At 44.5% G+C, this 25,699-nt stretch carries 21 protein-coding genes and 1 pseudogene; 17 read left to right on the top strand and 5 right to left on the bottom strand.

From position 1 onward, the window contains the following. Nucleotides 1-13 precede the first annotated feature (13 nt). From FXV91_RS13555 to rpsJ, 9 genes are all read left to right on the top strand, one after another. Complete coding sequence (locus tag FXV91_RS13555) at nt 14-2,656, top strand: DNA-directed RNA polymerase subunit A' (RefSeq protein ID WP_229391173.1); 2,643 nt, start codon at nt 14-16, stop codon at nt 2,654-2,656. After that, nucleotides 2,656-3,873, top strand: a complete 1,218-nt coding sequence (gene rpoA2 / locus FXV91_RS13550) for a DNA-directed RNA polymerase subunit A'' (RefSeq protein ID WP_229391254.1) — start codon at nt 2,656-2,658, stop codon at nt 3,871-3,873. The genes FXV91_RS13555 and rpoA2 overlap by 1 nt, the downstream gene beginning before the upstream one ends. A 256-nt stretch (nt 3,874-4,129) precedes the next feature. Then, complete coding sequence (locus tag FXV91_RS13545) at nt 4,130-4,426, top strand: 50S ribosomal protein L30e (RefSeq protein ID WP_229391171.1); 297 nt, start codon at nt 4,130-4,132, stop codon at nt 4,424-4,426. Nucleotides 4,427-4,446: 20 nt separating this feature from the next. After that, nucleotides 4,447-4,872 carry a NusA-like transcription termination signal-binding factor gene (locus FXV91_RS13540; protein WP_229391170.1) on the top strand — a complete coding sequence of 142 codons (426 nt, stop codon included), beginning with the start codon at nt 4,447-4,449 and terminating at the stop codon, nt 4,870-4,872. 105 nt (nt 4,873-4,977) lie between these two features. Further along, the gene (locus FXV91_RS13535) at nt 4,978-5,406 is read left to right on the top strand and encodes a 30S ribosomal protein S12 (RefSeq protein WP_229391169.1); all 429 of its coding nucleotides are present in this window, start codon (nt 4,978-4,980) and stop codon (nt 5,404-5,406) included. Further along, complete coding sequence (locus FXV91_RS13530) at nt 5,403-5,972, top strand: 30S ribosomal protein S7 (RefSeq protein ID WP_229391168.1); 570 nt, start codon at nt 5,403-5,405, stop codon at nt 5,970-5,972. The genes FXV91_RS13535 and FXV91_RS13530 overlap by 4 nt, the downstream gene beginning before the upstream one ends. A gap of 70 nt (nt 5,973-6,042) precedes the next feature. Then, complete coding sequence (locus FXV91_RS13525) at nt 6,043-8,235, top strand: elongation factor EF-2 (RefSeq protein ID WP_229391167.1); 2,193 nt, start codon at nt 6,043-6,045, stop codon at nt 8,233-8,235. 331 nt (nt 8,236-8,566) lie between these two features. Then, the gene (gene tuf, locus FXV91_RS13520) at nt 8,567-9,835 is read left to right on the top strand and encodes a translation elongation factor EF-1 subunit alpha (protein ID WP_229391166.1); all 1,269 of its coding nucleotides are present in this window, start codon (nt 8,567-8,569) and stop codon (nt 9,833-9,835) included. 38 nt (nt 9,836-9,873) lie between these two features. After that, entirely contained in the window at nt 9,874-10,182 is a 309-nt protein-coding gene (rpsJ, locus tag FXV91_RS13515; protein WP_229391165.1) for a 30S ribosomal protein S10, read from the top strand. Between the two features lie 323 nt (nt 10,183-10,505). Here the strand turns inward: rpsJ and FXV91_RS13510 are convergent, their stop codons facing one another. The 3 genes from FXV91_RS13510 to FXV91_RS13500 form a co-directional block, all read right to left on the bottom strand. Then, nucleotides 10,506-11,999 (bottom strand): DUF4139 domain-containing protein, encoded by a 1,494-nt coding sequence (locus FXV91_RS13510; protein WP_229391164.1) that lies wholly within the window; start codon nt 11,997-11,999, stop codon nt 10,506-10,508. 802 nt (nt 12,000-12,801) lie between these two features. Beyond that, a complete protein-coding gene (locus tag FXV91_RS13505; protein WP_229391163.1) occupies nt 12,802-14,409 on the bottom strand; it encodes an MAST domain-containing protein in 1,608 nt (535 codons plus the stop codon). A gap of 394 nt (nt 14,410-14,803) precedes the next feature. Beyond that, on the bottom strand, nt 14,804-16,324 hold the full coding sequence (locus FXV91_RS13500; RefSeq protein ID WP_229391161.1) for a DUF4139 domain-containing protein: 1,521 nt from the start codon (nt 16,322-16,324) through the stop codon (nt 14,804-14,806). A 232-nt stretch (nt 16,325-16,556) separates the two neighbouring features. On the opposite strand from FXV91_RS13500, the gene FXV91_RS13495 reads away from it, so the two are divergent. From FXV91_RS13495 to FXV91_RS13485, 3 genes and pseudogenes are all read left to right on the top strand, one after another. Then, nucleotides 16,557-18,074 (top strand): PGF-pre-PGF domain-containing protein, encoded by a 1,518-nt coding sequence (locus FXV91_RS13495; RefSeq protein ID WP_229391160.1) that lies wholly within the window; start codon nt 16,557-16,559, stop codon nt 18,072-18,074. Nucleotides 18,075-18,782: 708 nt separating this feature from the next. Further along, nucleotides 18,783-20,213 (top strand): annotated as a pseudogene (locus tag FXV91_RS13490) (IS66 family transposase). 34 nt (nt 20,214-20,247) lie between these two features. Further along, nucleotides 20,248-21,066, top strand: coding sequence for an RNA-guided endonuclease TnpB family protein (locus FXV91_RS13485; RefSeq protein ID WP_345945525.1), 819 nt, complete (start codon nt 20,248-20,250; stop codon nt 21,064-21,066). A gap of 176 nt (nt 21,067-21,242) precedes the next feature. Here FXV91_RS13485 and FXV91_RS13480 read toward each other — a convergent pair whose 3' ends face one another. Together FXV91_RS13480 and FXV91_RS13475 are read right to left on the bottom strand one after the other, a co-directional pair. Further along, complete coding sequence (locus tag FXV91_RS13480; protein ID WP_229391159.1) at nt 21,243-21,599, bottom strand: DUF5518 domain-containing protein; 357 nt, start codon at nt 21,597-21,599, stop codon at nt 21,243-21,245. A 92-nt stretch (nt 21,600-21,691) separates the two neighbouring features. Next, the gene (locus FXV91_RS13475) at nt 21,692-22,003 is read right to left on the bottom strand and encodes a SemiSWEET transporter (RefSeq protein ID WP_229391158.1); all 312 of its coding nucleotides are present in this window, start codon (nt 22,001-22,003) and stop codon (nt 21,692-21,694) included. 218 nt (nt 22,004-22,221) lie between these two features. On the opposite strand from FXV91_RS13475, the gene FXV91_RS13470 reads away from it, so the two are divergent. The 5 genes from FXV91_RS13470 (at nt 22,222) to FXV91_RS13450 (ending at nt 25,698) form a co-directional block, all read left to right on the top strand. Then, nucleotides 22,222-22,641 (top strand): HIT family protein, encoded by a 420-nt coding sequence (locus FXV91_RS13470; RefSeq protein ID WP_229391153.1) that lies wholly within the window; start codon nt 22,222-22,224, stop codon nt 22,639-22,641. A gap of 191 nt (nt 22,642-22,832) precedes the next feature. Beyond that, on the top strand, nt 22,833-23,060 hold the full coding sequence (locus FXV91_RS13465) for a sulfurtransferase TusA family protein (RefSeq protein WP_229391151.1): 228 nt from the start codon (nt 22,833-22,835) through the stop codon (nt 23,058-23,060). A gap of 18 nt (nt 23,061-23,078) precedes the next feature. Further along, nucleotides 23,079-23,498: a DsrE/DsrF/DrsH-like family protein gene (locus FXV91_RS13460; protein ID WP_229391150.1), complete on the top strand. Its 420-nt coding sequence runs from the start codon at nt 23,079-23,081 to the stop codon at nt 23,496-23,498. Between the two features lie 318 nt (nt 23,499-23,816). Continuing rightward, on the top strand, nt 23,817-24,971 hold the full coding sequence (locus tag FXV91_RS13455) for a cysteine desulfurase family protein (RefSeq protein ID WP_229391148.1): 1,155 nt from the start codon (nt 23,817-23,819) through the stop codon (nt 24,969-24,971). Between the two features lie 67 nt (nt 24,972-25,038). Beyond that, a complete protein-coding gene (locus tag FXV91_RS13450) occupies nt 25,039-25,698 on the top strand; it encodes an iron-sulfur cluster assembly scaffold protein (RefSeq protein ID WP_229391147.1) in 660 nt (219 codons plus the stop codon). Nucleotide 25,699 lies beyond the last annotated feature (1 nt).

Below are 25,699 nucleotides of genomic sequence, written 5' to 3'. Positions count from 1 at the left end.
GTGAGGTGGACATATGGCAAACGTACCTCCAATTCCGAAAAGAATTTCTTCTATCAAATTCGGTTTAATGTCCCCAAAAGAAATCCGTAAGATGAGTTCAACCCCTATTATCACGGCTGACACTTATGATGACGACGGATTTCCAATTGATATGGGGCTTATGGACACAAAACTCGGGGTTATCGACCCCGGGCTTCGCTGCAAGACCTGCTCAGGCAGAGCAGGCGAGTGTCCGGGACACTTCGGGCACATTGAACTTGTTGCCCCTGTTGTCCACGTTGGTTTTAACAAGGTAATCAGGAAACTCCTCAGAGCAACCTGCAGAAAGTGCAGCAGGCTTCTGCTGGAACCGGCCCAGAAACAACAATTTTTGGATCAACTCCTTGCAGTTGAAGAAATCGGACATCTTCCTGACGACCTCATTAATGAGGTATATAAAGAAGCCAGCAAGGTAAAGAGCTGTCCTTATTGTAATGAAGAACAGCTCGACATCAAATTCGAAAAGCCCAGTGAATACCTGGAAAACGGAGAGAAGCTGACCCCTACAGAGATAAGGGATCGCTTCGAAAACATCCCGGACGAAGATATCGTGGTCATAGGGATGGACCCGAAGAATGCAAGACCTGAATGGATGATCCTTACAGTCCTGCCCGTGCCTCCTGTTACAGTGCGTCCTTCAATCACTCTGGAATCCGGGCAGCGCAGTGAAGACGACCTGACACACAAGCTGGTAGACATCATAAGGATCAACCAGAGGTTCCAGGAAAACAGGGAAGCAGGAGCTCCCCAGCTTATTATTGAGGACCTATGGGAGCTTCTCCAGTATCACGTTACTACCTTCTTTGACAACTCTGTTTCAGGAATACCCCCTGCAAGACACAGGTCAGGCAGACCTCTTAAGACCCTTTCTCAGCGCTTAAAAGGTAAAGAAGGAAGGTTCAGGGGAAGCCTGTCAGGTAAACGTGTTAACTTCTCTGCCCGTACCGTTATCTCTCCTGACCCGAACCTTAGCATAAATGAAGTCGGTGTCCCCATGCCCATTGCACGGATTCTGACAATGCCTTCCGTGGTTACTCCAAGGAACATCGAACAGCTCAAGGTCTTTGTAAGGAATGGCGAAGATATCCATCCCGGAGCAAACTATGTGCTCAGATCCGACGGCAGGCGCATAAAAGTAACCAATATGAACAAGGACGACCTTGCCGAGAAACTGGAGTTCGGCTGGGTTGTGGAACGACAGTTAAAAGATGGCGATACCGTACTCTTCAACAGGCAGCCGTCCCTGCACAAAATGAGTATCATGGCCCATTCCGTAAAGGTTCTGCCTAACAAAACTTTCAGGTTGAACCCGGCGGTCTGCCCTCCATATAACGCTGACTTCGACGGAGACGAAATGAACATGCATGCCCTTCAGACAGAAGAATCAAGGGCTGAGGCAAAGATCCTCATGCAGGTTCAGGAAAATATTCTTTCCCCACGTTTCGGAGGTCCCATTATCGGAGGGATTCACGACCACATTTCAGGGCTTTTCCTTCTGACCCGTTTTGAGAACCATATTACCAGTTATGAGGCTTACGACCTTCTGAGGAAGAGCCGCGCACGCAACCTGCCCGAACCTGCAGGCCATGACGAAGACGGAAAGCCTTACTGGACAGGAAAACAGATCTTCAGCCAGATCCTGCCTGAAGACCTTAGTACGGAGTTCACAGCTCAGGTCTGCGCACATTGTGATACCTGTAAGAAAGGAGAATGCCCTAACGATGCCTATGTGGTAATCCGGAATGGTGTACTCCTTATGGGCACGATAGACGAAGCAGCTATCGGGGCATTCAAAGGAAAAATTCAGGACCGTATTATTAAGGAAATCGGTCCCGAAGCCGGGGCCAAGTTTATAGATGATATGACCAAGCTTGCAATCAGGGCAATTATGAGGACAGGCCTGAGTTTCGGAATAGCCGACGAAGATATTCCGAAAGAAGCGCGGATCCAGATCAATGAGGTTCTCGGTAAAGCTGAAGACGCAGTGCAGAACCTGATCAAATCGTATATAAATAAAGAGCTTGAACCCCTCCCCGGAAGAACTCTTGATGAAACAATTGAAATGAGCATCATGCAGAAGCTCGGAAAGGCCAGAGACGAGACCGGTGGAATTGCAGACAGCCACATGGGGCTTGAAAACTCGGCAGTTATTATGGCACGTTCCGGAGCAAGAGGTTCCATTCTGAACCTTACCCAGATGGCAGCCTGTGTAGGGCAGCAGGCAGTGCGTGGAGAACGCATTCGCAGAGGATACTCAGGCAGAACCCTGCCCCACTTCCAGGAAGGAGACCTGGGGTCGGATGCTCACGGGTTCGTCAAGGCAAGTTACAAGAGCGGATTAAACCCGACTGAATACTTCTTCCACGCAATTGGTGGTAGAGAAGGTCTTGTGGACACTGCAGTCAGGACATCCCAGTCAGGGTACCTGCAGAGAAGGCTTGTCAACGCCCTTCAGGACCTCGAAGTCCAGTACGACCTTACAGTCAGGGACACCAGAGGTGTGCTTGTTCAGTTCAAGTACGGGGAAGATGGAATTAATCCCACAAAGAGTGACTTCAGCAAACCCGATACCATCCACAGGATTGTCCGTTCCGTGGTAAACAAGGAGGTGGCATGATGAGTATTAGCGAAGCTACTATAGACAGCATGATAAAGGATCTTCCGTTTCCTTCCAACATTTTAAACACCCTGAGGGAAGATGTCCTCAAAGCCGGGGTGAGCAAGAAGGAAATGGAAGAGATCATAGAAAAGATGCTGGAAGAATATGACCTCTCATGCATTGAACCCTGTGATGCTGCCGGTGTTATTGCAGCCCAGTCAATAGGGGAGCCGGGCACTCAGATGACGATGCGTACCTTCCACTATGCTGGTGTGGCTGAGATTAACGTTACTCTCGGTCTTCCTCGCCTTATTGAAATCGTGGATGCAAGGAAGATTCCGAGCACTCCTATGATGACAATTGCCCTTTCAAAAAATAATCCTGAAGACTATGCTTACGACAGGGAAAAGACAAGAGCCCTTGCGTGGGAGATTGAAGCGACCAAAATCGACCATATCGCCGACGTGACCACTGACCTTTCCCAGATGAAGCTTATAATAGACCTGCACGAAAAGGCAATGGAAGGCAGGAACATTACGATAGATCAGGTAAAAGAGAAATTCAATGAAGAGCTGAACGTGATGGTCAGCATCTCTCCTGAGATGGATAACCAGATCATTATCACCCCTGGAGAGCCTTCCTACAGGGAGCTGCTCCAGCTTGCAAAAAGTATCCACAATGTTACTCTCAAGGGTATAGAAGGGATCAAGAGAGTTGTGGTCCGAAAGGAGGGCGAAGAGTACACCCTTTATACAGAAGGGTCAGCTCTACGCGAAGTACTTCAGTTCGAAGGTGTGGATAAGTCCAGAACCAGTACAAACAACATTAATGAAATTTATGAAGTACTGGGAGTCGAAGCTGCAAGAAATGCAATAATCAAGGAAGCCACAGATACCCTGCGTGAACAGGGCCTTACCGTGGATATCAGGCACATTATGCTTGTTGCGGACCTGATGACCTCGGACGGAGAAGTAAAACAGATTGGTAGGCACGGGATTTCAGGCGAAAAAGCCAGTGTATTTGCCCGTGCAGCTTTCGAAGTTACTGTTAACCATTTGCTCGATGCAGGCATGCGCGGATATGTGGACAAGCTGGAGGGTGTTACGGAAAATATCATTGTCGGTCAGCCTATCCGCATGGGCACAGGAGATGTGCACCTGATAAGCAGAAAAGCAGAGAGAGTGGAAGTAACACCGGAAATCGTCGCAGAAGAAATCGAAGCAGAAGAGGAGTGAAGGCTCGGGTGTAAAAAAACCCGGACCTAACCTATAATTATTTAAATGTATAACCTGATACAGGACGAGTCCAGATCAGGTATATATTACCTTAACAGACTTCATCAAATCCTGCTGCAGAAACTTGAGTCCGCGAAGGCTCATAACCAGAAAATTGATATAAGGCATCAGGTATTTAGAGTACCATATACTCACCGAGCTTGGAATCTTTAATTATAAAGAGATAGAGTAGACGAGTTAATTTGAGACAGAGTTGATGAAAATGAAGATCAATGTTGATAAATCTCTTATCAAGGCTGTGAAAACAGGAAAAGTAATAGTTGGAGCCAACCGGACCGTGGATGCAGCAGCAAACGGCTCAGCAAAGATGGTGGTCCTGGCATCAAACTGCCCCGAAGACATTAAAAAGAAAGTGCAGGCAACGAATGTCCCGGTTCTGGAATACGAAGGTACAAGTGTAGAACTCGGACCCGTATGCGGAAAGCCCTTCACGATTGCAGCCATGGCAATCCTCGATGCAGGAGAATCGGATATCCTGGCAGCTACAGCTTGATAAAAAGGAGTTGCAACGTCTTGGGTGAAATAAGACTTACTGCAGAAAGCATCCAGTACATTGCATTGTTTGAAAACATGACCCGGGCCAAAATTCTTGACTGTATTCCGGAAGAGGAAAGGCTCGTGTATGTTGTAAAACAGGGCGATATGGGGCTTGCAATAGGCAAAAACGGAGAGAACATAAACCGTGTTAAAAAAGCCCTGGACAAACCCATTGAGCTTGTGGAGTATTCAGAGGATCCTGTAACCTTTATAAAGAATGCCTTCGGACCGGTATCCGTAAGTTCAGTAAACCTTACAAGCAAAAATGGCAAGCGATTAGCTTATGTAGAGGTACCCAATAAAGAGAAGGGGCTTGCCATCGGTCGTAACGGCAAGAATATAGAGAAAGTGAAGATGCTTGCCCGTCGTCACCACACTATAGAAGACGTGATCCTGCAGTGATATCCTCTTAATTCACTTTGATCCATTAATCCGGTGTTGAAGGATAATTCTGGCATTAATGCCACATTAGGAAACTGTGATCAATTATAACTGGAGAAATTTACTATGGCTAAAGGAAAATTTGCAGCTAATATTCTCAAACAAACCAGGAAAGATGCCCGCTGGAAAGATACATACTACGGCAGGCGGGTTCTTGGGCTGAACGTGAAAGCCGACCCACTTGGTGGTGCACCTCAGGGTCGGGGTATAGTATTAGAAAAGGTAGGAGTTGAAGCCAAGCAGCCAAACTCCGCAATCCGCAAATGCGTAAGAGTCCAGCTCATTAAAAACGGGCGTCAGGTAACCGCATTCTGTCCAGGAGACGGTGCAGTAAACTTCATTGACGAACACGATGAAGTGACCGTGGAGAAGATCGGAGGCCGCATGGGTGGTGCTATGGGTGATATTCCCGGTGTACGCTTCAAAGTGATTGCCGTAAACAACGTGTCACTGAACCAGCTGGTAATTGGCAGATTGGAAAAGCCGAGGAGATGATTTTTGTGTACAAAATTTTCGGCAAATGGGACCCAACGGAAGTTGAAGTCAGAGACCTTGGAATTAAGCGTTATGTCAGTCTTGCTCCTGTAATCGTTCCTCACAGCAGCGGAAAGCATGCCAGGCAGCAGTTTAACAAATCCGAAATTTCTATTGTTGAACGCCTTGCAAACAACCTGATGAGGACTGAAGTCAACAGCGGAAAGAAGCAGGTAACCCTCCGCGCAGTTGAGGAAGCTTTTGATATTATGAACAGAAAGACTCAGCAAAACCCTATCCAGATTCTCGTGGACGCCATTTCCAATGCAGGTCCCAGAGAAGAAGTGGTCAGGCTGAAATACGGTGGAATCTCTGTTCCAAAAGCAGTTGACACTGCACCCCAGAGGCGTGTAGACACTGCTCTGCGCTACATCAGTATGGGCACAAATGCCGCAGCTTTTAAATCCAAGCGCTCTGTCGCAGAATGCCTTGCAACCGAACTCATAGGCGCTGCAAACCGCGATACGAAATCCTTCTCTATTAACAGAAAGGATGCTAAGGAAAGAGTTGCAAAGGCAGCACGTTAATCAATTTGCGGGTTGCCCGATTTAAAAAGAGATATTATAACTAAATTATATTCGTTTAAAAGGTATCAGCATGGGACGAAGGAAGAAAATGGTCGAGCGCGTAACGACGCTCATGAATGAACCAAAGAAAATCCGAAATATCGGTATCGTTGCGCACATTGACCACGGAAAAACCACATTATCGGATAACCTGCTAGCAGGTGCCGGCATGATTTCAAAAGAGCTTGCCGGAAGACAATTATTCATGGACTCCGATGAAGAGGAACAGGCGAGAGGTATTACAATCGATGCCTCTAACGTTTCCATGGTTCACACTTACAATAATGAAGACTACCTGATCAATCTGATCGACACACCCGGGCACGTTGACTTTGGCGGAGACGTTACCCGTGCCATGAGGGCAGTGGATGGTGCAGTCGTGGTCGTGGACGCAGTCGAAGGCACTATGCCCCAGACCGAGACCGTACTCAGGCAGGCCCTTAGAGAGCATGTCAGGCCTGTGCTCTTTGTTAACAAGGTAGACCGGCTGATCAATGAATTGCAGGTTGACTCTCAGGAAATGCAGGTTCGCCTTGGCAAAGTAATTGACCACGTGAACAAGCTCATCAAGAACATGAACCCGGAGAAGTTTAAGGCAGGCTGGAAAGTAGATGCAGCAGCCGGAACTGTAGCATTTGGCTCTGCCCTTTATAACTGGGCAATCAGTGTGCCTATGATGCAGAAGACCGGGATCTCCTTTAAAGACGTATATGATTATTGTAAGGCAGAGGACATGAAGTCTCTTGCAGACAAGTGCCCTCTGCACGCAACTGTCCTTGATATGGTCATCAGGTACCTGCCAGACCCTCTTGTAGCCCAGAAGGGAAGGGTGCCTGCTATCTGGCACGGAGATGCTAGCACTGAAATTGGCAAATCCATGGCCGAAGCAAATGCAGCCGGTGACCTTGCTTTCATGGTAACGGACATTTCCGTAGACCCTCATGCAGGAGAAGTCGCAACCGGAAGGCTGTTCAGCGGATCTCTTACCCGTGGAATGGAAGTTTACACATCCGGGACTGCAAAAAAGAGCAGGGTTCAGCAGGTAGGTATTTTCATGGGCCCCGAAAGGCTCGAAGTGGAGAAGATCCCTGCAGGAAATATCGCTGCGGTTACTGGCTTAAAAGATGCAATCGTAGGGTCCACAGTTACAACCCTTGATGGTATGACACCGTTCGAAAGCATCAGGCACGTAAGCGAACCTGTGGTGACTGTAGCTGTAGAAGCCAAGCACACCAAAGACTTACCCAAACTCGTCGAAGTCCTAAGGCAGGTCGCAAAGGAAGACCCGACACTTCAGATTACCCTGGACGAGGAAACAGGGGAACACCTCATGGCAGGTATGGGAGAACTTCATCTGGAAGTTATCGCCCACAGGATCCAGAGAGATAAGAATGTGGAAATCACCACAAGCAAGCCAATTGTAGTTTACAGGGAAACCATTAAGAAAAAGATCGAGCCTGTAGAAGGAAAGTCTCCGAACAGACACAACAGGTTCTATATTTATGTAGAACCTCTTGACACTACAATTGTCGATCTGATCAAGTCCGGCGACATCAGTATGAACATGCCTGAGCTTGAGCGCAGGCAAAAACTCATCGAACTTGGCATGGGAAAAGAAGAAGCAAAAGGCATTGCGGGCATTCACAACTCCAATATTTTCATAGACATGACCAAGGGTATCCAGTACCTGAATGAGACAATGGAACTGGTCCTCGATGGGTTCGAAGAAGTTATGCGTGCTGGCCCGTTAACCAGAGAGCCTGTGGCAAACATAAAATGCGTACTTGTAGATGCAAAGCTTCACGAAGACGCTATCCACAGGGGTCCGGCTCAGGTCATTCCCGCAGCAAGACAGGCAATCCAGGCAGGGATGCTTCTCGCAGAAGACGGCCTTCTTGAACCTTATCAGAAGGTTTTTGTCCAGGTTCCCCAGCTCACAATGGGTGGTGCAACAAAAGAACTTCAGGGCCGCCGTGGAGTTATCCTTAACATGACCACGGAAGGAGACCTGGCAATTATTGAAGCAAGAGTACCTGTGGCCGAGATGTTCGGATTTGCAGGCGAAATCAGGTCTGCGACCGAAGGACGTGCTATGTGGAGCACTGAATTCGGAGGCTTTGATATTGTGCCAACCAGTATCCAGACTGAAGTAGTAGGTCAGATCAGAGAGAGGAAAGGCCTGAAGAAAGACCTGCCCAAACCTGCTGACTACCTTTCAATGTAAGCGGAATTTTTTCCGCTTATCCTATTTAAGGTATAAACCTGTTAAGGCAAAAAACTCCCTGCGAATTTAAAAGAGATGATTCTCGAAATTTTGAGAAAGTAAAGTCGATGGGAAAGATTTAAAACAAGATATGCCTATAATGGGGAAAACAGTCCAGGCCGCTGGAAATTCAAATTACGCTGACCCGATAAATGTTCAAACCGGGAAATTATATGTAATGGTTGAAAGAAGACCAGAGAAGGTCTAATCATTACGAGATTTGCCCTAATATTAATATACTATAATTAGATATAGCAATGAAACTCATCCAGAATTTAAAGGAGAATAATAAATGGCAGCAGACAAACCGCACCTGAATTTAGCAGTGATTGGTCACATTGACCACGGAAAGTCAACATTCGTAGGACGCTTAATGTACGATGCAGGGGCTGTAGCTCCACACATCATCGATAAGTTTAGAGAAGAAGCAAAGCAGAAGGGTAAGGAATCCTTCGCCTTCGCATGGGTTATGGACTCTCTTAAGGAAGAGCGCGAAAGAGGTATAACAATTGATATCGCTCACAAGAGATTCGACACAGACAAGTTCTATTTCACAGTTGTAGACTGCCCTGGCCACCGTGACTTCGTAAAGAACATGATCACAGGCGCTTCCCAGGCTGACGCTGCAGTCCTTGTCGTTGCAGCCCCTGATGGTGTTATGGCCCAGACCAAGGAACACATTTTCCTTTCCAGGACCCTCGGTATCAACCAGCTGATTGTCGCAATCAACAAGATGGACGCAGTAGAATACAGCGAAGCCAGGTACAAAGAAGTTGTTGAGCAGGTATCCGGTATCCTTAAGATGATCGGATTCAAGCCAAGCGAAATCCCCTTCATTCCAACTTCTGCATTCTACGGTGACAATATCGTCAAACTCAGTGACAAGACCCCCTGGTACAAGGGCCCAGCAATCATGGAAGCCCTCAACAACCTCAAAGAGCCTGAAAAACCATCCACTCTCCCACTCAGGATCCCTGTAGAAGATGCATACACCATCTCAGGTATCGGAACTGTGCCTGTAGGCAGAGTCGAAACCGGTGTAATGAAGAAGGGTGACAAGGTCGTTTTCATGCCCGGAGGAGTATCTGGTGAAGTTAAGTCCATTGAGATGCACCACGAAGAAATCCCACAGGCATTCCCTGGAGATAACATCGGGTGGAACGTCCGCGGTATCGGCAAGAACGACATCCGCAGAGGAGACGTTTGTGGCCCTGTTGACAACCCACCAAAGGTTGCTGACGAGTTTGTAGGACAGATTGTGGTCCTTCAGCACCCCTCTGCAATCACTGCAGGATACACTCCTGTGTTCCACGCCCACACCTCCCAGACCGCATGCCAGCTGATCGCTCTTAACAGGAAGCTGGACCCCAAGACTGGTCAGGTTAAGGAAGAAAACCCGACTTTCCTTAAGGCAGGAGACGCAGCAATCGTTACCATCAAACCGACAAAGCCGATGGTAATCGAACCCGTAAAGGAAATTCCACAGCTCGGCAGGTTTGCTATCCGTGATATGGGTATGACCATTGCCGCAGGCATGTGTATGAGTGTTAAGCAGAAATAACACTCTCCTTTTTTCATTTTTTAAGGAGAAAAAAGGTTATGCAAAAAGCTAGAATAAGATTGTCAGGCATCAGTCCTAAAGATCTGGATGGAGTCTGCAACCAGGTAAAGTCAATTGCGGAAAGGACAGGAGTAAGCATTTCAGGACCTGTTCCGCTTCCAACAAAGAAGCTGGTCGTTCCCACAAGAAAGAGCCCAAGCGGTGACGGACCTGCAACCTGGGACCACTGGGAAATGCGCGTACACAAGAGGCTCATCGACATAGCAGCCGATGAAAGAGCACTACGCCAGCTCATGAGAATCCAGGTCCCCAAAGACATAAACATCGAGATTGTACTCGAAGGATAAATGCAAAAAGCGCCAGGTTACAGAAACCTTCTGTACCCGGTCTTGCAAATTCCTTTTCACTTCGTTATTCATGAATATTTACTTATCAACTTTTTGAGAAATTGCCGGCGGATGCCCGCTGAAGGAATTTTCAGCCCGCCGGGATATTCTGCAAATTTGCTCTGTCTTTCCTTCTGTGTTTTTACATAAGACCTTCAAACCTCAGTTTCCACTTTAAATTTACCTTCGCTTTAAACTTTATTCTATATTTTACTCCAGACTTTAAACTTTATTTTATATTTTACTCTAGACTTTTCGATTCCAATTCCTTTTGCCGGATCCGGTTAAAATCGATTCTCTGCAGTGTAGGTAATAGTTTTTGTTCCGTTTGCGGGAACTGTCACTCTGAACTCAATTGTAAACGCATCAGTTTTTTCGTATTCGTCGGAGTTTTCCAGAATTTCCCATTCACCATAGAGATGTTCTACGACAGTCACATCCTGAGGTTCGGATTTGCTGTTGTTAATTTCGATCTCATAGCTAATCCTTTCTACATTATCACTTATACGCTGATAATCAGTCTGGTTTCGTGTGACTGTAAGGTCGAAGGCTGAACCGACAGCCACTTTAAGTTCTTCACCCTGAGGGGTATGTTCTATGCTATCTTCACCCAAGAACTGCAGTTCTCCTGCAGAGTCGGTTTTATAAACTCTTACAATGCCTGCCGGAAGAGGCATTCCAATCCCTGTTTCGTTAGAGTTCTCAAGAGTAAGGAAATTCCTGACTCTCTCACTCAGAGAACTGTCATAGATGAGTTCCTTTTCTACAGGCACCGAGTCTGCAGAGAAAAGTGAGATCTGCTTTTCCTGATTATTTCTCAGGGTTGCAGGCCTCTCAAGGGTATAGAGATGGTACTCGGAAAAAGCCTCTTCGGTAAAGGAGGATACACCCTGTTCGTCAGCTACTGCTTCTTCAGCACGTTCGGGCAAAGGCTGCACCGGCGGAGATGCACGGTTTATCTCCCCGGAAACGAGTTTCAGGGAAGCATTTTCATAGATTATCCCTGCCCTGTTGTCAACATTCACCCAGCCCCTTATATCAGCCTGCGTGTCGTCTTCATTGCTTTTCAGAACATAATTTGCTTCCCAGCCTATGTCTTCTGTCAGGTAGGAAGTGAGGAGTTCACGCGTCCCGGAAGCAGGAGAATAAATCTGCCAGACAATAGTCGGCTTTGTTGAAAGTTCTGAGGCGTTCTGCAGCTCTATCTTTGCGACCTCCTGAAGCACTACGGCTTCACCTGTTTCGGTCTCGAGGACAAGCCTTCCCTCTTCATGGCTCAGCAGCCTGCCTGTAAAAGTCTCACCATTTACGCTCACTACAGTAATCTCCCTGCCAAGGTATCTTTCAAGCAAACTGGAACTGCTCAGGAGGTCATACTCGTAATTCTGTTCAAGGATAGTTACCTCGTCATTTTCAGGATCTTCTACCATAACCGACGAAGGGATAATTCCGGAAGCAATGTCCGTGTATTCCACAAGATTTTCCCCGCTTTCAAGCTCGACCTCCCGTCTTTCCTTTACGAGGGCAAGCCCCTGTTCATAAATTGTAAGTTCCAGATTCCCTCCGGCTTCAACTGCCCCTGAAGCCAGAATTCCCAGAGGGTTTGCAGCTTGAATTTCCGCGGAAACTCCCGAGTCTGACCCTGCCTGGTTCATTTCACTGCCGGAAACGTTTGCCTGAGCGACGCCTTCAGGGTTCGGAGGCATATAAGCTGAAAAAAGTAATGAAAACCCGATAAGCCCTGTAATAATCCATAAAAAGTATTTCTTCACTCCCATAGCATAATTATTGGGGTTCGGATTTATATAAACATAGTTTTATAGAAAATTGTAATATATCTGACCCACACAACGGTACTAGCTTTACCGAGTCATTCTTGTCCCGCTCGACGAAGGAGAGCGGCCAGTCCCAAAAAGAAGAGAAAAAAGTGCAAAAAGTTAAAAACAAAAATCAAAGATGGAAAACAATAATTGTAAACAACAATAGACCCGAAGTTCTCTAGAAATTAGACTTAAAAACGGCAAAGAACTTGAAAAGACCCAAAAGGAACACAATCAAACTATATTTGCAAAATACTTTTTCTCACGTTTGTTTTATTATTTTGCTGAGCTGATCCTAAAACTCAAAATTGCTTCTCTGAATTCCTTATTCTGAATAATCAATCGAGTTTCTGATAATGGAAAATTGTTCTGAAACTTTACTGATTTTTGGGAATAAAATTTGTTTTGGGATGAGCTCGCTAATATTCAAATTTCTCCTTCTTTGTTTTGGGAAAGGCCGCCAGACAAGCTGGCAGGGATTTATAGATTTACTTGAACTCAAAAAAAGGTCTAAGGGAAAAAAGAAAGTATTTATTTGACTGACAGGCCGCACGGATCTGCCCGGTGCCGTGCAGAGAGAGAAAAACTAAAAATTTTCCCAGGCACCAGAACATATAAACCGATTAATCATAGGCTTCCCGATTTTAGAAAAAAATAGAAAGCCTGAAAATGAGAAAAATTATAAAGCAGAATTTTGAATTCTGCTACTTCTGCATCAAATCGTTCCACTGATAGTAGATTTAGAAACTGAGCAGAACTTTTACCTCCTGCGCTTCAACCCATATGCGGAAGCCAGTACAGCAACACTGAGTCCGAATTCGAAAGCTGGCGTGGGTTTGGATTCACCTTCATTTTCAGTAGCTCCCTCTTCTCCTGCTTCCTCTCCAGCCTCTTCTTCCCCTGCTTCAGGCTCCAGGTCAATTACGATTTCGTGTTCCGAAAATTCCGGGATGTACACGGCTATGGTGACAGTTTCATTTTCCTGCAAAAGATAACAGAGAGGGCGGTTTCCACCGGCAAAGAGTTCATCGATGTTCTCGGCTTTCTCAATTACCTTCCCATTAAAGCGGAGCCTGAGGCGGTCGGGATTGGAGAGGTTAATGGTCTCGTTGTCCACGTTTACGGTGATAACCCTGCCCTCAGGAAGGTCAGAATCTACCCCGAGAACTATGCGGTCCCTGTCCCTTTCCCTGACATGCACATCCATGGAAGTGTAGTTCACAACGGAAGCATTATCCCCGCCTGCACGGAGGGAAAGTTCGGCTCCAACCCTGCCGCGGGCAATTTCCCGGTTGAGCACCTGATGCATGTATGCAACATGAGAACCGTAAATGTACCCGGTCTGCATGAGAGCAGGCTCCATGGGACTTGCACGGAACATGACCACACTGTTATTTACAAGAGTTACTGTTACCCTGTCATCCGAAACTTCAACATCAAGCCCTTCGAGAGGCTCGGTATCTGCGCCTGAAGCAAGATAATTCTTGAAAACTATAAGGTATCCTTCAAAATTGTTTTTAGTTATCTTTACAATAAGTGTACCTTCCAGATCATCTGAAAGTTCTGTATCCACTTTTGCTTCCACGTCTTCTGCAAGGTCAAAAACAACGGTTTTGTCGGCAAAGGACATGACCTGCATGGTTCCCATCGGGTTGTCGTGAATTAAAATCCGACTGTCAGCACCCTCATAGAGAGCAATTGCCCCTGTAACCTGCTCTTCCTCAAAAGCAAAATCGGAAACCGTGGCTGAATCAAAAATCAGGTCCCCGCCAACCGCAAAGTTGCTGACTTCTCCTGCATCGGCATCAAAACCGAAAGTAGTGTAATTCCCGTATGCAAACCGGCCCTGACGCATGAAATACATTCCCCTCCCCATGCCCATACCCCTTACAGCCTGCATGGCATGCTGGCGCATCAGGAGCTGTTGCCTGGCATTGAGAGAGGTCGGCATCTGCTGCATGTTCGTGACCATATAGCTGGCAATTTCCTGCCCGGAAATCCCGTACTGCTCTTCAACTTCCAGGATTGTAAGCTGCGTGTCCATATCCTCCGGAAGCCCGATGTCGGAAAGTGCGGTTTCAACCGGAATTTCGAAATTGTTGCAGACTTCTTCGAAAGTCATTGATCCAAAACCTGCAAACCTGTTGTCGTACTGGTCAAACCCGTAGCCATTCATCATGCCCTGGCCCATTCCCTGGCCCATTCCCTGACCTATACCGTCGACTGGCTTTCCGCCGGGTCCCATGCTACCAGCGGGCCCTCCACTCTGTCCCATCTGGGCAAAGGCAGGAGATGACCCCAGGATCACAATCAAAAGGATACAAAATACGGATAGATCTAAACATTTCATCTTCAACTTTACTTTCATCTTCACCACCCACAGACAATAAACTGTCAATGACCTGTCCAGCTTAAAATAAAAAGCTAAAGAAACAAGTAATAGAAAATAAAGAACCAAAACAGTTAATTATATGAGTTAATCGTATAAAGTCTCTTATACTGAAAACCTCGTATACTGCAGAGTTCTGTAATGAAATCTTTGTAGTGGAAGCCAGAGTATTCAGAAGCCCGGCCAGAGAAAATGAGATTTAAATGTAAATTTTGCTCCCTAAAACTTGATTTCGGACGGGAAATCTCAAGGAAAAACAACAGGGAGATTGACCACTCCCAATTGTAAAAAATTAGAGTAACTTTTGAAACAGGTAAACCTCTTTGAATATACTGGTCATATAATCCAGAGGCAACCTGTTAGATCAAAGGACTTAATATCTGCGTTCCACTGTGAAAGAGACCTTTTTTGAACCGTCCGCAGGCACTGTTACTTCCCATTCGGCAGTGTAAGCGTCCGCTTTTTTGTGGGTATCGGAACTGGTGGTAATCTCCCAGTCTCCATAGAAATGTTCTACAATCCTGACTTTCTGGGCCTGAGCCTTGTGGTTCTTCAGTTCGATTTCATAACTTTCCCGCCAGACATCAGTGCTTACCTTTTTGTAATCGGTCTGAGTTCTGGTGCCGGTTATATCAAAAGCGTTTCCGACAACAACTTCGACCTTCTCATCTTTTGGGGTGTGGTCTATACTATCTTCCCCGAGGAACTGGAGCTGTCCTTCGGAATCAGCTTTGTATACCCTCAGAACTCCGGCAGGTAATGGCATTCCAAGGCCTTTTTCCTTTGAATTTTCGAGGTTCAGGACTACCTGTACCTTATCGCTTTTTGAGACATCAAAGATAAGCTCCTTTTCCACGGGCACGGAGTCTGCAGAGAGCAGGGAAAGCTGCTTGACCTGGTTGTTTTTCAGGGTAGCCGGCCTTTCAAGGGTATAGAGATGGTATTCAAAAAGGGATTCTTCAGCAAAGCCTCCCTTTGCTCCATCGTACTCTGCTTCTTCTTCTGCTATAACCTCATCATAATATCTCGGCTGGGGTACAACTATACGGTGGACTTCTCCTGCAACGAGCTTCAGTTTGGCATTCTCATAAGTGGTACCTGCCCCGTTGTCTACACTGACCCAGCCCTGGATATCAGCCCTTGTATCATCCGCATTCGTCTTTACAATGTAGTCTGCTCTCCAGCTCATGCCGCCCGTAAGATAGGAAGTGAGGACATCCCGGCTGCCTGCTACAGGAGAATAAACCTGCCAGACCAGGGTGGGTTTTGTAAGCAGCCCTGCAGAGTCAGGGAACTCAAATTTAGAGACTTCTGTGAGACTTACAACCTTTCCGTCGCTCAGCCTGAGCACAACTCCCCCGTCGTGGCTGAGCAGAGTTCCTGTATATGTTTCCCCCTCCTTTTCAGTTGCAGTTATTTCCTTGCCCAGAAATTTGTCAAGAAGCTTGTAACTGCTTACCAGATCGTACTCATAGTTCTGTTCAAGCACGGCAGTATTTTTGTTCTTTGTGTCCTCAAAAATGACTGAGGTAGGATCGATAAGTGCAGCAACATCAGTGTACTCGACCCTGTTGACTCCGGTATCCAGGTCTAGTTCCCTGCGTTCTTTCACAAGAGCAAGGTTATCGTTGTATACCGTAACCTCGATGTTTGAATCAGTCCCGGCAGCTCTGGCGGTAAGAAACTCCAGAGGGTTTGAAGGTTTTACCTTTGTTATTATACTGGAAGAAGACTCAATCCCATTGGCAGCTGTTTCTTTTCCATTAAAAGCGATTTCGCGCTCATCTGTCTGTACCGTGTTTTCAGTAGAGCCAGAGTAAGCAAACATTGCTGTCGTGGCTGCAATTCCGATAAAAACCAGAGCAAGCCATACATAACTTTTCCTTGTTATCATAACAGAGAATAGAGTACTGTTTTATTTATATGTGACTTTAACTGCGGATTCGCTTGAAGTTATTTCTCTGATTTCCCGAAATTTCAAAGCCTTATGACTCTGAAAATCAAATTACCCCTTCAGATGGAATAAAAATCGGCCCTGGCACAGTTATAATAATATACACCAAGACAGAATATAGAATTTAAGATAGATGCCAGAAAGCCCGAAAAAACTAAAGGATTCGTTTTTTATGAAAACTATTGAAACCCTTAAAGTAAAAAACCGGATCAAAATCTCTAAATTTATCTCCGGTCTTATACTTGTTCTATTTTTTGCAGTAGCTATAATTCCAGTTTCAGCCTCTGGAATCGAGGCGAACAGGGAGATTTCTGCAGGAACGGTTTATGCAGGCGGAACTTTCACAGTAACCGTACACATACTGATAGACCAGTATATTGAAGCCCCAACTCTTGATGAAAACCTTTCTCAGGAATGGAATATAAGCAGAATTGAAAATGACGGGGCTGCGTTCCAGGATATCGAGACTTTCAGAGAGTCTACCCTGGAATGGATCTGGGTCGAGAGCCTTCAGGCAGGAGGGGAAAAAACTGTTGTGTATAATGTTACAGTGCCTTCAACAATCAAACCCGGGAATCTCACAATCTCAGGTAATGTTTCCGCATATTCCGTCTCCGCTGTTCCTGTAACAGGAACTTCGGAAATAATAGTCACGTACCCGCCTCCTGTAGCTAATTTTTCCGCAAGCCCTCTATCCGGCACTGCGCCTCTGAAAGTTAATTTCACGGATTTGTGTACAGGCAGACCGGATTCCTGGGAATGGGACTTTGACGGGAACGGGAGCATTGATTCTTCAGAGAGAAATCCGATATGGACCTATGAAACCCCGGGTACCTATACTGTCACCTTGAGGGCAGATAACACTACCTACGGAAACGATACAAGGACAAAAACAGGTTATATTACAGTTACGGAGAAAAACTCATATTCCGGAGGAAGCAGTGGAAACAGTGGAAGTAGCGGAGGTAACGGAGGTAGCGGAGGTAGCGGAGGAGGAGGTGGAGGAGGATCTCCGGAGTCAAGCAGAAACATAGAGCTCAAGGAGGTTTCAAATGAGCAGGTTTTCAAAGGAGTCCACACCTGTTACACCTTCCAAGGAGAGACAAACGAAATAGTTACTGTTGAGTTTGACCCCAAAAAGAATTTTGGAAAGACAACCACAATTGTGGAGATGCTGAAAAACACTTCCGCAATAGTGAAAGAGCCTGCTCCCGGAACCGTCTACAGGAACCTGAATATCTGGGTCGGGAACAGCGGCTTTTCAAGCTCAGAAAACCTTGAAAACGCCCGGATAAGCTTCAGGGTAAACCGGACCTGGCTTTCCGAAAACGGCATAGGTGAAAGCAAGATAACCCTTTACAGGTATAGCGATAACACCTGGAACGCTCTGCCCACAACCCTGAGCGGAGAAGATGAAGATTACTTCTACTTTACAGCAGAAACCCCGGGATTTTCGCCTTTTGCGATTGCAAGCCCGGAAAAAAATACTAAATTGACTGAAATCAATCCTGCCAGAGATGAAGAAAGTAATCTAATGAGCGCGGGAGAGACATCCGAAGGAGAAAATGAAAAAGATCTGGCTTCGGATAAAGAAAAAGACAATGAAGATTCGCCGGGAGCGGGAGTTTCATTTGTAGCAGCCGGGCTTCTGGCATCGTATGCAACCCTGAAAAAAAGGAAAATGAAGTAAACCTCTCAAGACTGAGGAAGGCCCATAGAAGCCTTCCTTTCTATTTCACATTGCTTTTTTCTTCTCAACTCTGTATTGCTTTTTTCTTCTCAACTCTGTATGCTTCTTCCTTTTTTATTTTACGCTGCTTTCCTTCGTCCAGCGTTTCACAGCTACAAGTTTATCTCATAAGGCGGGAAGACCCCTTCCTCAGCACATCGGGCTTTCGCCCGAATGGGACAGGGAGGGGATGAGAGCCGTCAACTTCCCAACATCATACCKATAGTTATCCTGTTAATATTGATATAGTTTCCAAACRTATATAATGCCGATGARAAGAGGAATCCGATACAGAATTTACCCTAATAAKGAACAAAAAGCCCTTATGGAAAAACACTTCGGTAGTACTCGATTTGTYTACAATAAACTTCTTGAAATAAAATCATTAATGTATAAAAAATTCAGAATAAGTATATCTGRATTTGAACTTAATAACCAYATTCAAGTTCTTAAAGAAGCTTATCCCTTCTTGAAAGAAGTAAATTCTCAATCTCTGCAACAAACTAGCAAAAATCTTAATTCTGCATTCAACCATTTCTTTAAGGATGGGTTTAAATATCCACAAAAGAACAGAAAAAGAGATGTAACTATTCAGGTAGCTTTGTGAAGGCTACAATTTTTCCTCATTTCGAGGAAAAATTGGATATAAAATGATTCCTTTTTTCACTTGTGAAACGTGAAGAGATTCTTGCTTTATGTGTTTCAAACCCTGAAGTTATTGCTTATATTGTGAGTCTTGAAACTCAAATTAAAGAGCTTACTGAAAGATTGATATCCTTAGAATCTCGTTTAAATCAAACCAGTCGTAATAGCAGTAGACCTCCTTCTTCTGATTATTTTGTCAAAGAGAAACCTAATCCTAAGAGTCTTCGTAAAAAGAGTGACATGAACCCTGGAGGTCAGGAAGGTCATCCAGGCACAACTCTTGATATGGTTAATGAACCTGAGTAGGTAATTGAACATTCTTTGAGTCGCTGCAAAGAATGTGGATGTGCTCTTGAGGATGTTGAAGTTGAAGCTTATGAGAGAAGACAGGTCTTTGATATTCCCTCTGTAAATCTAGTTGTTACAGAACATAAAAGTCAGATTAAGACCTGTCCTTGTTGCAGAAAATTAAATAAAGCTGTTTTTCCTGAATCTGTAAAATATCCAGTTCAGTATGGTCCAAATATTTTAGCTTCAGCAATTTATTGTAAAAATCATCATTTTATCCCCTATGAAAGAATTTCCGAGTTTTTTAATGACATTATGGGGATAAAAATCTGTCCTGCCACGATAATTAGAGCAGAAAGAGAATGTTTCCAGAATTTAGAGGAATTTGAAAGCGTTATTCGAGAGAAGTTATTAATCTCTCCTGTAGTTAATTTTGATGAAACTGGTATGAAAATTGAAGGAAAAAGACATTGGCTTCACGTAGCTTCTACTGACAAATATACTTGTTATTTCTCTCACCCAAAAAGAGGATCAGAAGCAATTGATGCTATGGGAATTCTTCCAGAATTTAAGGGAACAGCAGTTCATGATGGATGGAAACCTTACAACGTTTATAATTGTGATCATGCTCTGTGTAACGCTCATTTACAGAGAGAACTTACTGGAATTGAAGAGAATTATAAACAGCAGTGGCCTAAAGAAATGAATGAACTACTGACTGAAATGAAAAAGTATACTGATGAATGTAAAGAGCAGGTAAAAGAACTGGATTTTGAACAAATTAAAGCGTTAGAAGAAAGGTTTGATGCTGTAATCATGAAAGGAGTTGACGAAAATCCACATTCTCTAAACCCTGAAAAACAGGGAAAACGTGGTAAGAATCCAAAAACAAAAGCAAGGAATCTACTGGATAGGTTTATAGAACATAGAGAAAAAATCCTTAAATTCCTGACAGATTTGAAAGTTCCGTTTGAGAATAATCAGGCAGAAAGAGATATCAGGATGATGAAACTACAGCAGAAGATATCAGGAACTTCCAGAAAAACACTGGGAGCGCAAGCTTTCTGCAGAATTAGGGCATATATTTCTACAATCAGAAAGAACGATTTGCCGGTTTTAAAGGGTATTATAGCGGCGCTCAAAGGAGCGCCGTTAACGATACCCTGAATAGTTACAAAGAGATAATCATTTCTCTTTCCAAATTCCACAACATTATATTATTAATTTTGCTACCTCTAAAATTAATTTACCAAAAATCGGCTGGATAAAAGTTAAGATACATAAGCAACTTTTTAAGGAAATGGGATTAGAAGGAAATATTATTAAAAGTGATTCTAATTCTGAATTTCTAAAAACAATAGCGGTATCGAGAACCCCTACAGAAAAATACTATATCAGTATCTTAACTGATGATGGAGAGAAATGTCCTGAACCTGAATCATTTTCCCATGCTACAATGATTGGAGTTGATGTTGGACTTTTGACTTTTGCTACTCTTTCTACAGGAGAAAAAATAGATAATCCTAAATTCCTGAAAATTTCTCTTGAAAGATTGAAATTCTTGCAAAGAAGAGTTTCCAGGAAAGTCATAGGTTCAAAAAACCGTAGAAAGGCAGCATATAAACTTGCTAAGTTGCACGAGAAAATTGCTAATCAGAGACATGACTTTCAACATAAAGTTTCAAAAAAGCTAATCAGCGAAAACCAAGCAGTAGCAGTTGAAACTTTAAATATTAAAGGAATGAAAAAGAACCACAAATTAGCACAGGCTATTAGTGATTCAGCATGGTATTCTTTCGTGCAAAAATTAACATACAAAGCTGAATGGTCTGGTAAAACAGTTTTGAAGATAGGTCAATGGGAATCATCTTCAAAAACTTGTAGCGTTTGTGGTTATAAGCATCCAAATTTGACAGAAGATATTAGAGAGTGGCTTTGTCCTTCCTGTAATGTTTTGCATGATAGGGACATTAATGCAGCTATCAATATAAAGAAATTCGCCGTAGGGACTACGGTTTGAGCCTGTGGACTAGGAATAAACGGCAACCGCCTAGTATGAAGCAGGAAGCACCTTCCTCAAAAATCTGAGTTTACGAAGATTTTAGGTAGGTGTAGTTCACCTGTTGAAATATCCTTTTACCACATAGCCTGCTTTATCAATATACAGATTTTTAACTTTAGGATAGATCAATCCTCTCAGATAACTTTTCTTCCAGCCAGAAGAGCCCCGATTATAGAGCCAATTATGCCTGTTATCGCGGTATGAGCTACAATAACCATTGTGATTATTAAAGCAGAAGCTGCTACAAACCCTCCCAGAACAGGAGATTCACGTAGCACGGTCCCAAGGATTCCCCCAAGAAGAAAGCCAGGGATTATCATGAAAACCGTCATCAGGACTCCGGACTTAAGTCCTCCTTCAAAGCCTCCGTCTGCATAATAACCAGCCAGTAAACCTCCCAGAAGAGGAGCTATTGCATTTACGACAGGAATAAAGTAAAAAATTAAAGTACAGACCATACCTATTAAGGCACCACTTATGGTTCTACCCATTGTTTATACCCCCATGTTAAAGCAAGTCGAACCGGAAACTAACATAAATTTGATTTAACGATTGATTTAATATATAGTTGAGCCATCATAATTCACTTCCGGATAGAAGCACTTTTATTTTCAGATTCCTGCATCTTTTCGCTGAACTCGAAAATTAAACCTGCACAGTCATTTTTAAGCTTGAGCCCGAGAAGAGAAGCAGCCAGTATAACGGAAACGCTGTTTGCAGCAATTATTGCGGAACCGTTTACATGAATTCCATGGAGCAGCCAGAGAGCCATGCCAGAAGTCGAGCAAAGCAGCATTAGAAGAGATACATTCTTTGTGGATTTCGTAGTCAGGGCTTTTATGAGCTGAGGGGCAAAGGCTATAGTTGTCAGGGCACCTGCAATGTAACCGATCATACTAATGGTACTCTCCCGGATTCTTATTCGATGCTAAGAAAAATAAATTTCAAACTACAGTATAATAGTATAGAGAGAGTTGATACCAGGATAGTAATAAAACTTAGTAAACTGCTCATTCCTGCTTATTCGCATCGAGGAAGTAGACTTCCCCTTAAAGTTAAAGAAACAGAACCCTGATATAAGTGTACTCTCCTAAACCTTTATGGGGATACCATATGACAGAAAACTGCCTTTTTTGCAAGATAATCTCAGGGGAAATCCCTTCAAACAGGATATATGAAGATGATGCAGTTTACGCATTTCTTGATATACATCCGGCAAGTGAGGGGCATACGCTTGTGGCTCCTAGAAAACATTTCAGCCGCTTTGTGGAAATGGATGCAGAAGATGTTGCCCGGCTTTTTGAAGCTGCAAGAAAAGTTACGGCTGCGGTTGAGAAAGCGTTTTCAGCAGAAGGATCGAACATCGGCGTTAATAACGGGGAAGTAGCAGGACAGGAAGTCCCTCATGTACATGTACACGTAATTCCCAGAAAGAAAGGGGATGGGGGAAGAGGAATAAAATCAATTGTATGGACCGAACCCGATAGAACCAATCTGGAGGAAGTTGCGGAAAAAATACGAAAAGCTCTGTGAGGAAAAAATTAAAAGCTTCAAGTGAATTCCCTGGCAAGAAATGGGCAAATAACCTGATAGGAAAAGATATCTCCCGGGTAAGATTTTAAGTACGAAACGATAATATATTTTTTGGAATATAGTGAACTTAGGTGAAGAAGACACAATCATCTTCAAAGACCTTCCATTCTTTTATTTAGGGGGTAAGAATAATGGCAGAAATGGAAGTAGATGTTAGAGGGCAAACCTGCCCGGTTCCACTGGTAGAGTGCAGAAAAGCGTTCAAAAGAGCTTCTCCAGGAGACCTTGTGATAGTAAAAGGTACGCATCCGGCATCAAAAAAAGAGATTCCCATGGCATGTGAGTCGATGGGGCTCAAGGTGCTGGAGATTAAAGACAAAGAGGGAGGAAAAGAGTGGGAGATAAAGATCCGGAGGTAAGACCGGAGAGGAGGGGAAATGGGGGAAAAGGCAGTTATTATCCTGCATAGCGGGGATATGGACAAGGTATACAGTGCGCTTATAATTGCAAACGGAGCCCTGGCAATGGGTATGGAAGCCTCCATATACTTCACTTTCTGGGGTCTCATGCGGCTTAAAAAAGGAGAGCTGGAAAAGGGGCCGCTTTCCAAAATGAACATGATGGGTGCTGGCAGGTATATGGTCAAGCAGAGGATGAGCAAAGCCCATGTCGTCTCACTTGAAAAGCTGATGAGTGATTTCAAAGAACTTGGAGGAAAGATAATAGCCTGCGAAATGACCATGGAGATAATGGGTATCTCGAAGGAGGAGATTAGAACGGAATGGGTGGATGAATGGGGAGCTGTTGGTACGTACATCCATGAAGCAAGGGACGCGAACATAACCCTCTTTATCTAATTCTGCGAGAGTTTGAAATTAAAATTGTCGCAATGTTTCTGATTTCCTTCAGGGTTTCGCTTTCACTCTGAGCCTTACTACATTTTTCCGTTTATAAACCCATCGTGTTAGAATTTAGTTGAAAATATAGAATTCAATCTAAAAAAGCCCGAAGTTCAGATGGAGGCATTTAAAATTTTATTAAAACATTAGATTTTATAGAAGACCAGTATAATTTTACTAAAGGAGGCCAGAAATTTAATTAAAGCTGGTAGAAATCTGGCTACCGGAATTGATTTTATGGTATGATCTGAGGAGGGGAAAGAAATATTTGAAAATATGATCTATCTTGACAATGCTGCATGCACACGGCTGGATGAGAGAGTGCTCGAGGCAATGAAGCCTTACTTTTTTGATACTTATGCGGTAGCAACATCCGAGTTTGGCTATTCTATGGGCATCGATGCAAAAGAAGGGCTCGAAAGCTCCAGGGAAAGTATAGCCTCAAGGCTTGGTGCGAGTTCAGAAGAAATAATCTTTACTTCAGGGGATACGGAATCAAGCAATATGGCACTAAAAGGAGCAGCCTGGGCTCTTAAGGAAAAGAAAGGCAGGCATATTATCGTCTCAAAGATAGAAGATTTCCCTGTATTAAATACGGCAAAAGCCCTCCAGAAACAGGGATTTGAAGTGACTTATCTGGATGTGGATGCAGAAGGGTTTGTAGACCTTGAAGGGCTCAAAAGTGCAATTACAAAAGAAACCGCCCTCGTCTCTATCCAGTACGCCAATCAGGAGATAGGGACTGCCCAGGACCTGAAGGCTATTTCTGAGATCTGTGAAGAAAAGGATGTGCTCCTGCATACCGATGCTACCCATAGCTTTACCCGGCTTCCCCTTAATATGAAGGAACTACCTGTTGATCTCGTGACATTAGCTGCCCATACGATTCACGGTCCCAGGGGGATAGGTGCACTCTATGTCCGGAAAGATACGCCCATAACTAAATTCATGGACGGAGGCTTTCAGGAATTTAATATGAGAGCAGGAGTGGAAAATATTCCGGGAGCCGTAGGTTTTGCAACAGCAGTAGAACTTGTAACCGAAGACGAGACCCGGCAGCTTGAGGCCATGAGAGATAGAGTAATTGAAAGAGCTCTTTCCGAAATTTCGGATGTCGCTCTTAACGGGAGCCGGGAAAAACGTCTGCCTCAGAACGCAAACCTGACTTTCCATTATGTGGAAGGAGAATCCGTAACCCTGCACATGGACATGAGAGGATTTGCAGTGAGCACGGGTTCGGCCTGTTTTAGCCGCTCCCTTGAAGCCAGTCATGTTATAAGGGGAATTGGAGGAGATCATGAAAGAGCCCACGGCTCAGTACGCTTTACTTTCGGGCGTTATAACCGCATGGAAGATGCAGATGCGGCAATTGATGCTATGAGTGAAATTGTGGCAAGACTCAGGGAAATAAGCCCGCTTGCAAGAAAATGAGCCAAAAAAGAAGGAAAGCACAGAGAAAGGGCAAAGAAGGAACAGAAAAGAAAGGAGAGAGCAGAATATGAAAGTAGAAAAGAAAAGTGAGATGAGGTTTCCTTATAGCGAAAAAGTGCTAGAGCATTTCAGGAACCCGCATAATGTAGGGAAGATAGAAAATCCTGACGGAAAAGGCCTGGAAGGAAGTCCGGCATGCGGGGATATGGTTGCCGTATATATTAAGGTTGAGCCCGAGACAAAGGTTATTGAGGATGTCAAATTCGAATCTTACGGCTGTGCATCTAATATTGCCACAGGATCCGTAATCACGGACCTTGCTCGGGGAAAAACCCTGGATGAAGCAAAGAAAATAACCTGGAAGCAGGCTTCTGAAGAACTGGGTGGACTTCCTCCGATCAAAGCCCACTGCTCCGTGCTTGCAGTTGAGGGCCTGCGTGCTGCTATCCGTGATTACGAAGAAAAACATGGGCTTGTGACCGAGAAAGAAACTACAACAGAAGAAGTTATCCAGCAGAGGCTCAAGCACGTTATGAACCCATTAACCGGGCTTGATGTTATCCGCACGAACCTTATCCTTAAAACGAGTGTTGAAGCTGGAGTTGTCAGGGTAGTTATTGACCTGCCTGCAGACCACCAATTTGCTCCTTCAATAAAAGAGGATATAATGGAAAAACTGGGGTCTTTGTGGGATGTGGAAAGAGTAGACGTAGTATTTACAGCCTGAA

Source organism: Methanosarcina sp. DH2 (genome assembly GCF_020804225.1).
Taxonomy (GTDB): domain Archaea; phylum Halobacteriota; class Methanosarcinia; order Methanosarcinales; family Methanosarcinaceae; genus Methanosarcina.
The sequence above is the reverse complement of the archived record's forward strand: the minus strand, read 5'-3'. Positions and strand labels throughout refer to the sequence as shown.

Bases quoted from the DNA above. Each gene is read 5' to 3' on its own strand.
- FXV91_RS13555 (WP_229391173.1), top strand. From the start codon at position 14: ATGGCAAACGTACCTCCAATTCCGAAAAGAATTTCTTCTATCAAATTC.
- rpoA2 (WP_229391254.1), top strand. From the start codon at position 2,656: ATGAGTATTAGCGAAGCTACTATAGACAGCATGATAAAGGATCTTCCG.
- FXV91_RS13545 (WP_229391171.1), top strand. From the start codon at position 4,130: ATGAAAATGAAGATCAATGTTGATAAATCTCTTATCAAGGCTGTGAAA.
- FXV91_RS13535 (WP_229391169.1), top strand. From the start codon at position 4,978: ATGGCTAAAGGAAAATTTGCAGCTAATATTCTCAAACAAACCAGGAAA.
- FXV91_RS13530 (WP_229391168.1), top strand. From the start codon at position 5,403: ATGATTTTTGTGTACAAAATTTTCGGCAAATGGGACCCAACGGAAGTT.
- FXV91_RS13525 (WP_229391167.1), top strand. From the start codon at position 6,043: ATGGGACGAAGGAAGAAAATGGTCGAGCGCGTAACGACGCTCATGAAT.
- tuf (WP_229391166.1), top strand. From the start codon at position 8,567: ATGGCAGCAGACAAACCGCACCTGAATTTAGCAGTGATTGGTCACATT.
- rpsJ (WP_229391165.1), top strand. From the start codon at position 9,874: ATGCAAAAAGCTAGAATAAGATTGTCAGGCATCAGTCCTAAAGATCTG.
- FXV91_RS13510 (WP_229391164.1), bottom strand. From the start codon at position 11,999: ATGGGAGTGAAGAAATACTTTTTATGGATTATTACAGGGCTTATCGGG.
- FXV91_RS13505 (WP_229391163.1), bottom strand. From the start codon at position 14,409: ATGAAAGTAAAGTTGAAGATGAAATGTTTAGATCTATCCGTATTTTGT.
- FXV91_RS13500 (WP_229391161.1), bottom strand. From the start codon at position 16,324: ATGATAACAAGGAAAAGTTATGTATGGCTTGCTCTGGTTTTTATCGGA.
- FXV91_RS13495 (WP_229391160.1), top strand. From the start codon at position 16,557: ATGAAAACTATTGAAACCCTTAAAGTAAAAAACCGGATCAAAATCTCT.
- FXV91_RS13480 (WP_229391159.1), bottom strand. From the start codon at position 21,599: ATGGGTAGAACCATAAGTGGTGCCTTAATAGGTATGGTCTGTACTTTA.
- FXV91_RS13475 (WP_229391158.1), bottom strand. From the start codon at position 22,003: ATGATCGGTTACATTGCAGGTGCCCTGACAACTATAGCCTTTGCCCCT.
- FXV91_RS13470 (WP_229391153.1), top strand. From the start codon at position 22,222: ATGACAGAAAACTGCCTTTTTTGCAAGATAATCTCAGGGGAAATCCCT.
- FXV91_RS13465 (WP_229391151.1), top strand. From the start codon at position 22,833: ATGGCAGAAATGGAAGTAGATGTTAGAGGGCAAACCTGCCCGGTTCCA.
- FXV91_RS13460 (WP_229391150.1), top strand. From the start codon at position 23,079: ATGGGGGAAAAGGCAGTTATTATCCTGCATAGCGGGGATATGGACAAG.
- FXV91_RS13455 (WP_229391148.1), top strand. From the start codon at position 23,817: ATGATCTATCTTGACAATGCTGCATGCACACGGCTGGATGAGAGAGTG.
- FXV91_RS13450 (WP_229391147.1), top strand. From the start codon at position 25,039: ATGAAAGTAGAAAAGAAAAGTGAGATGAGGTTTCCTTATAGCGAAAAA.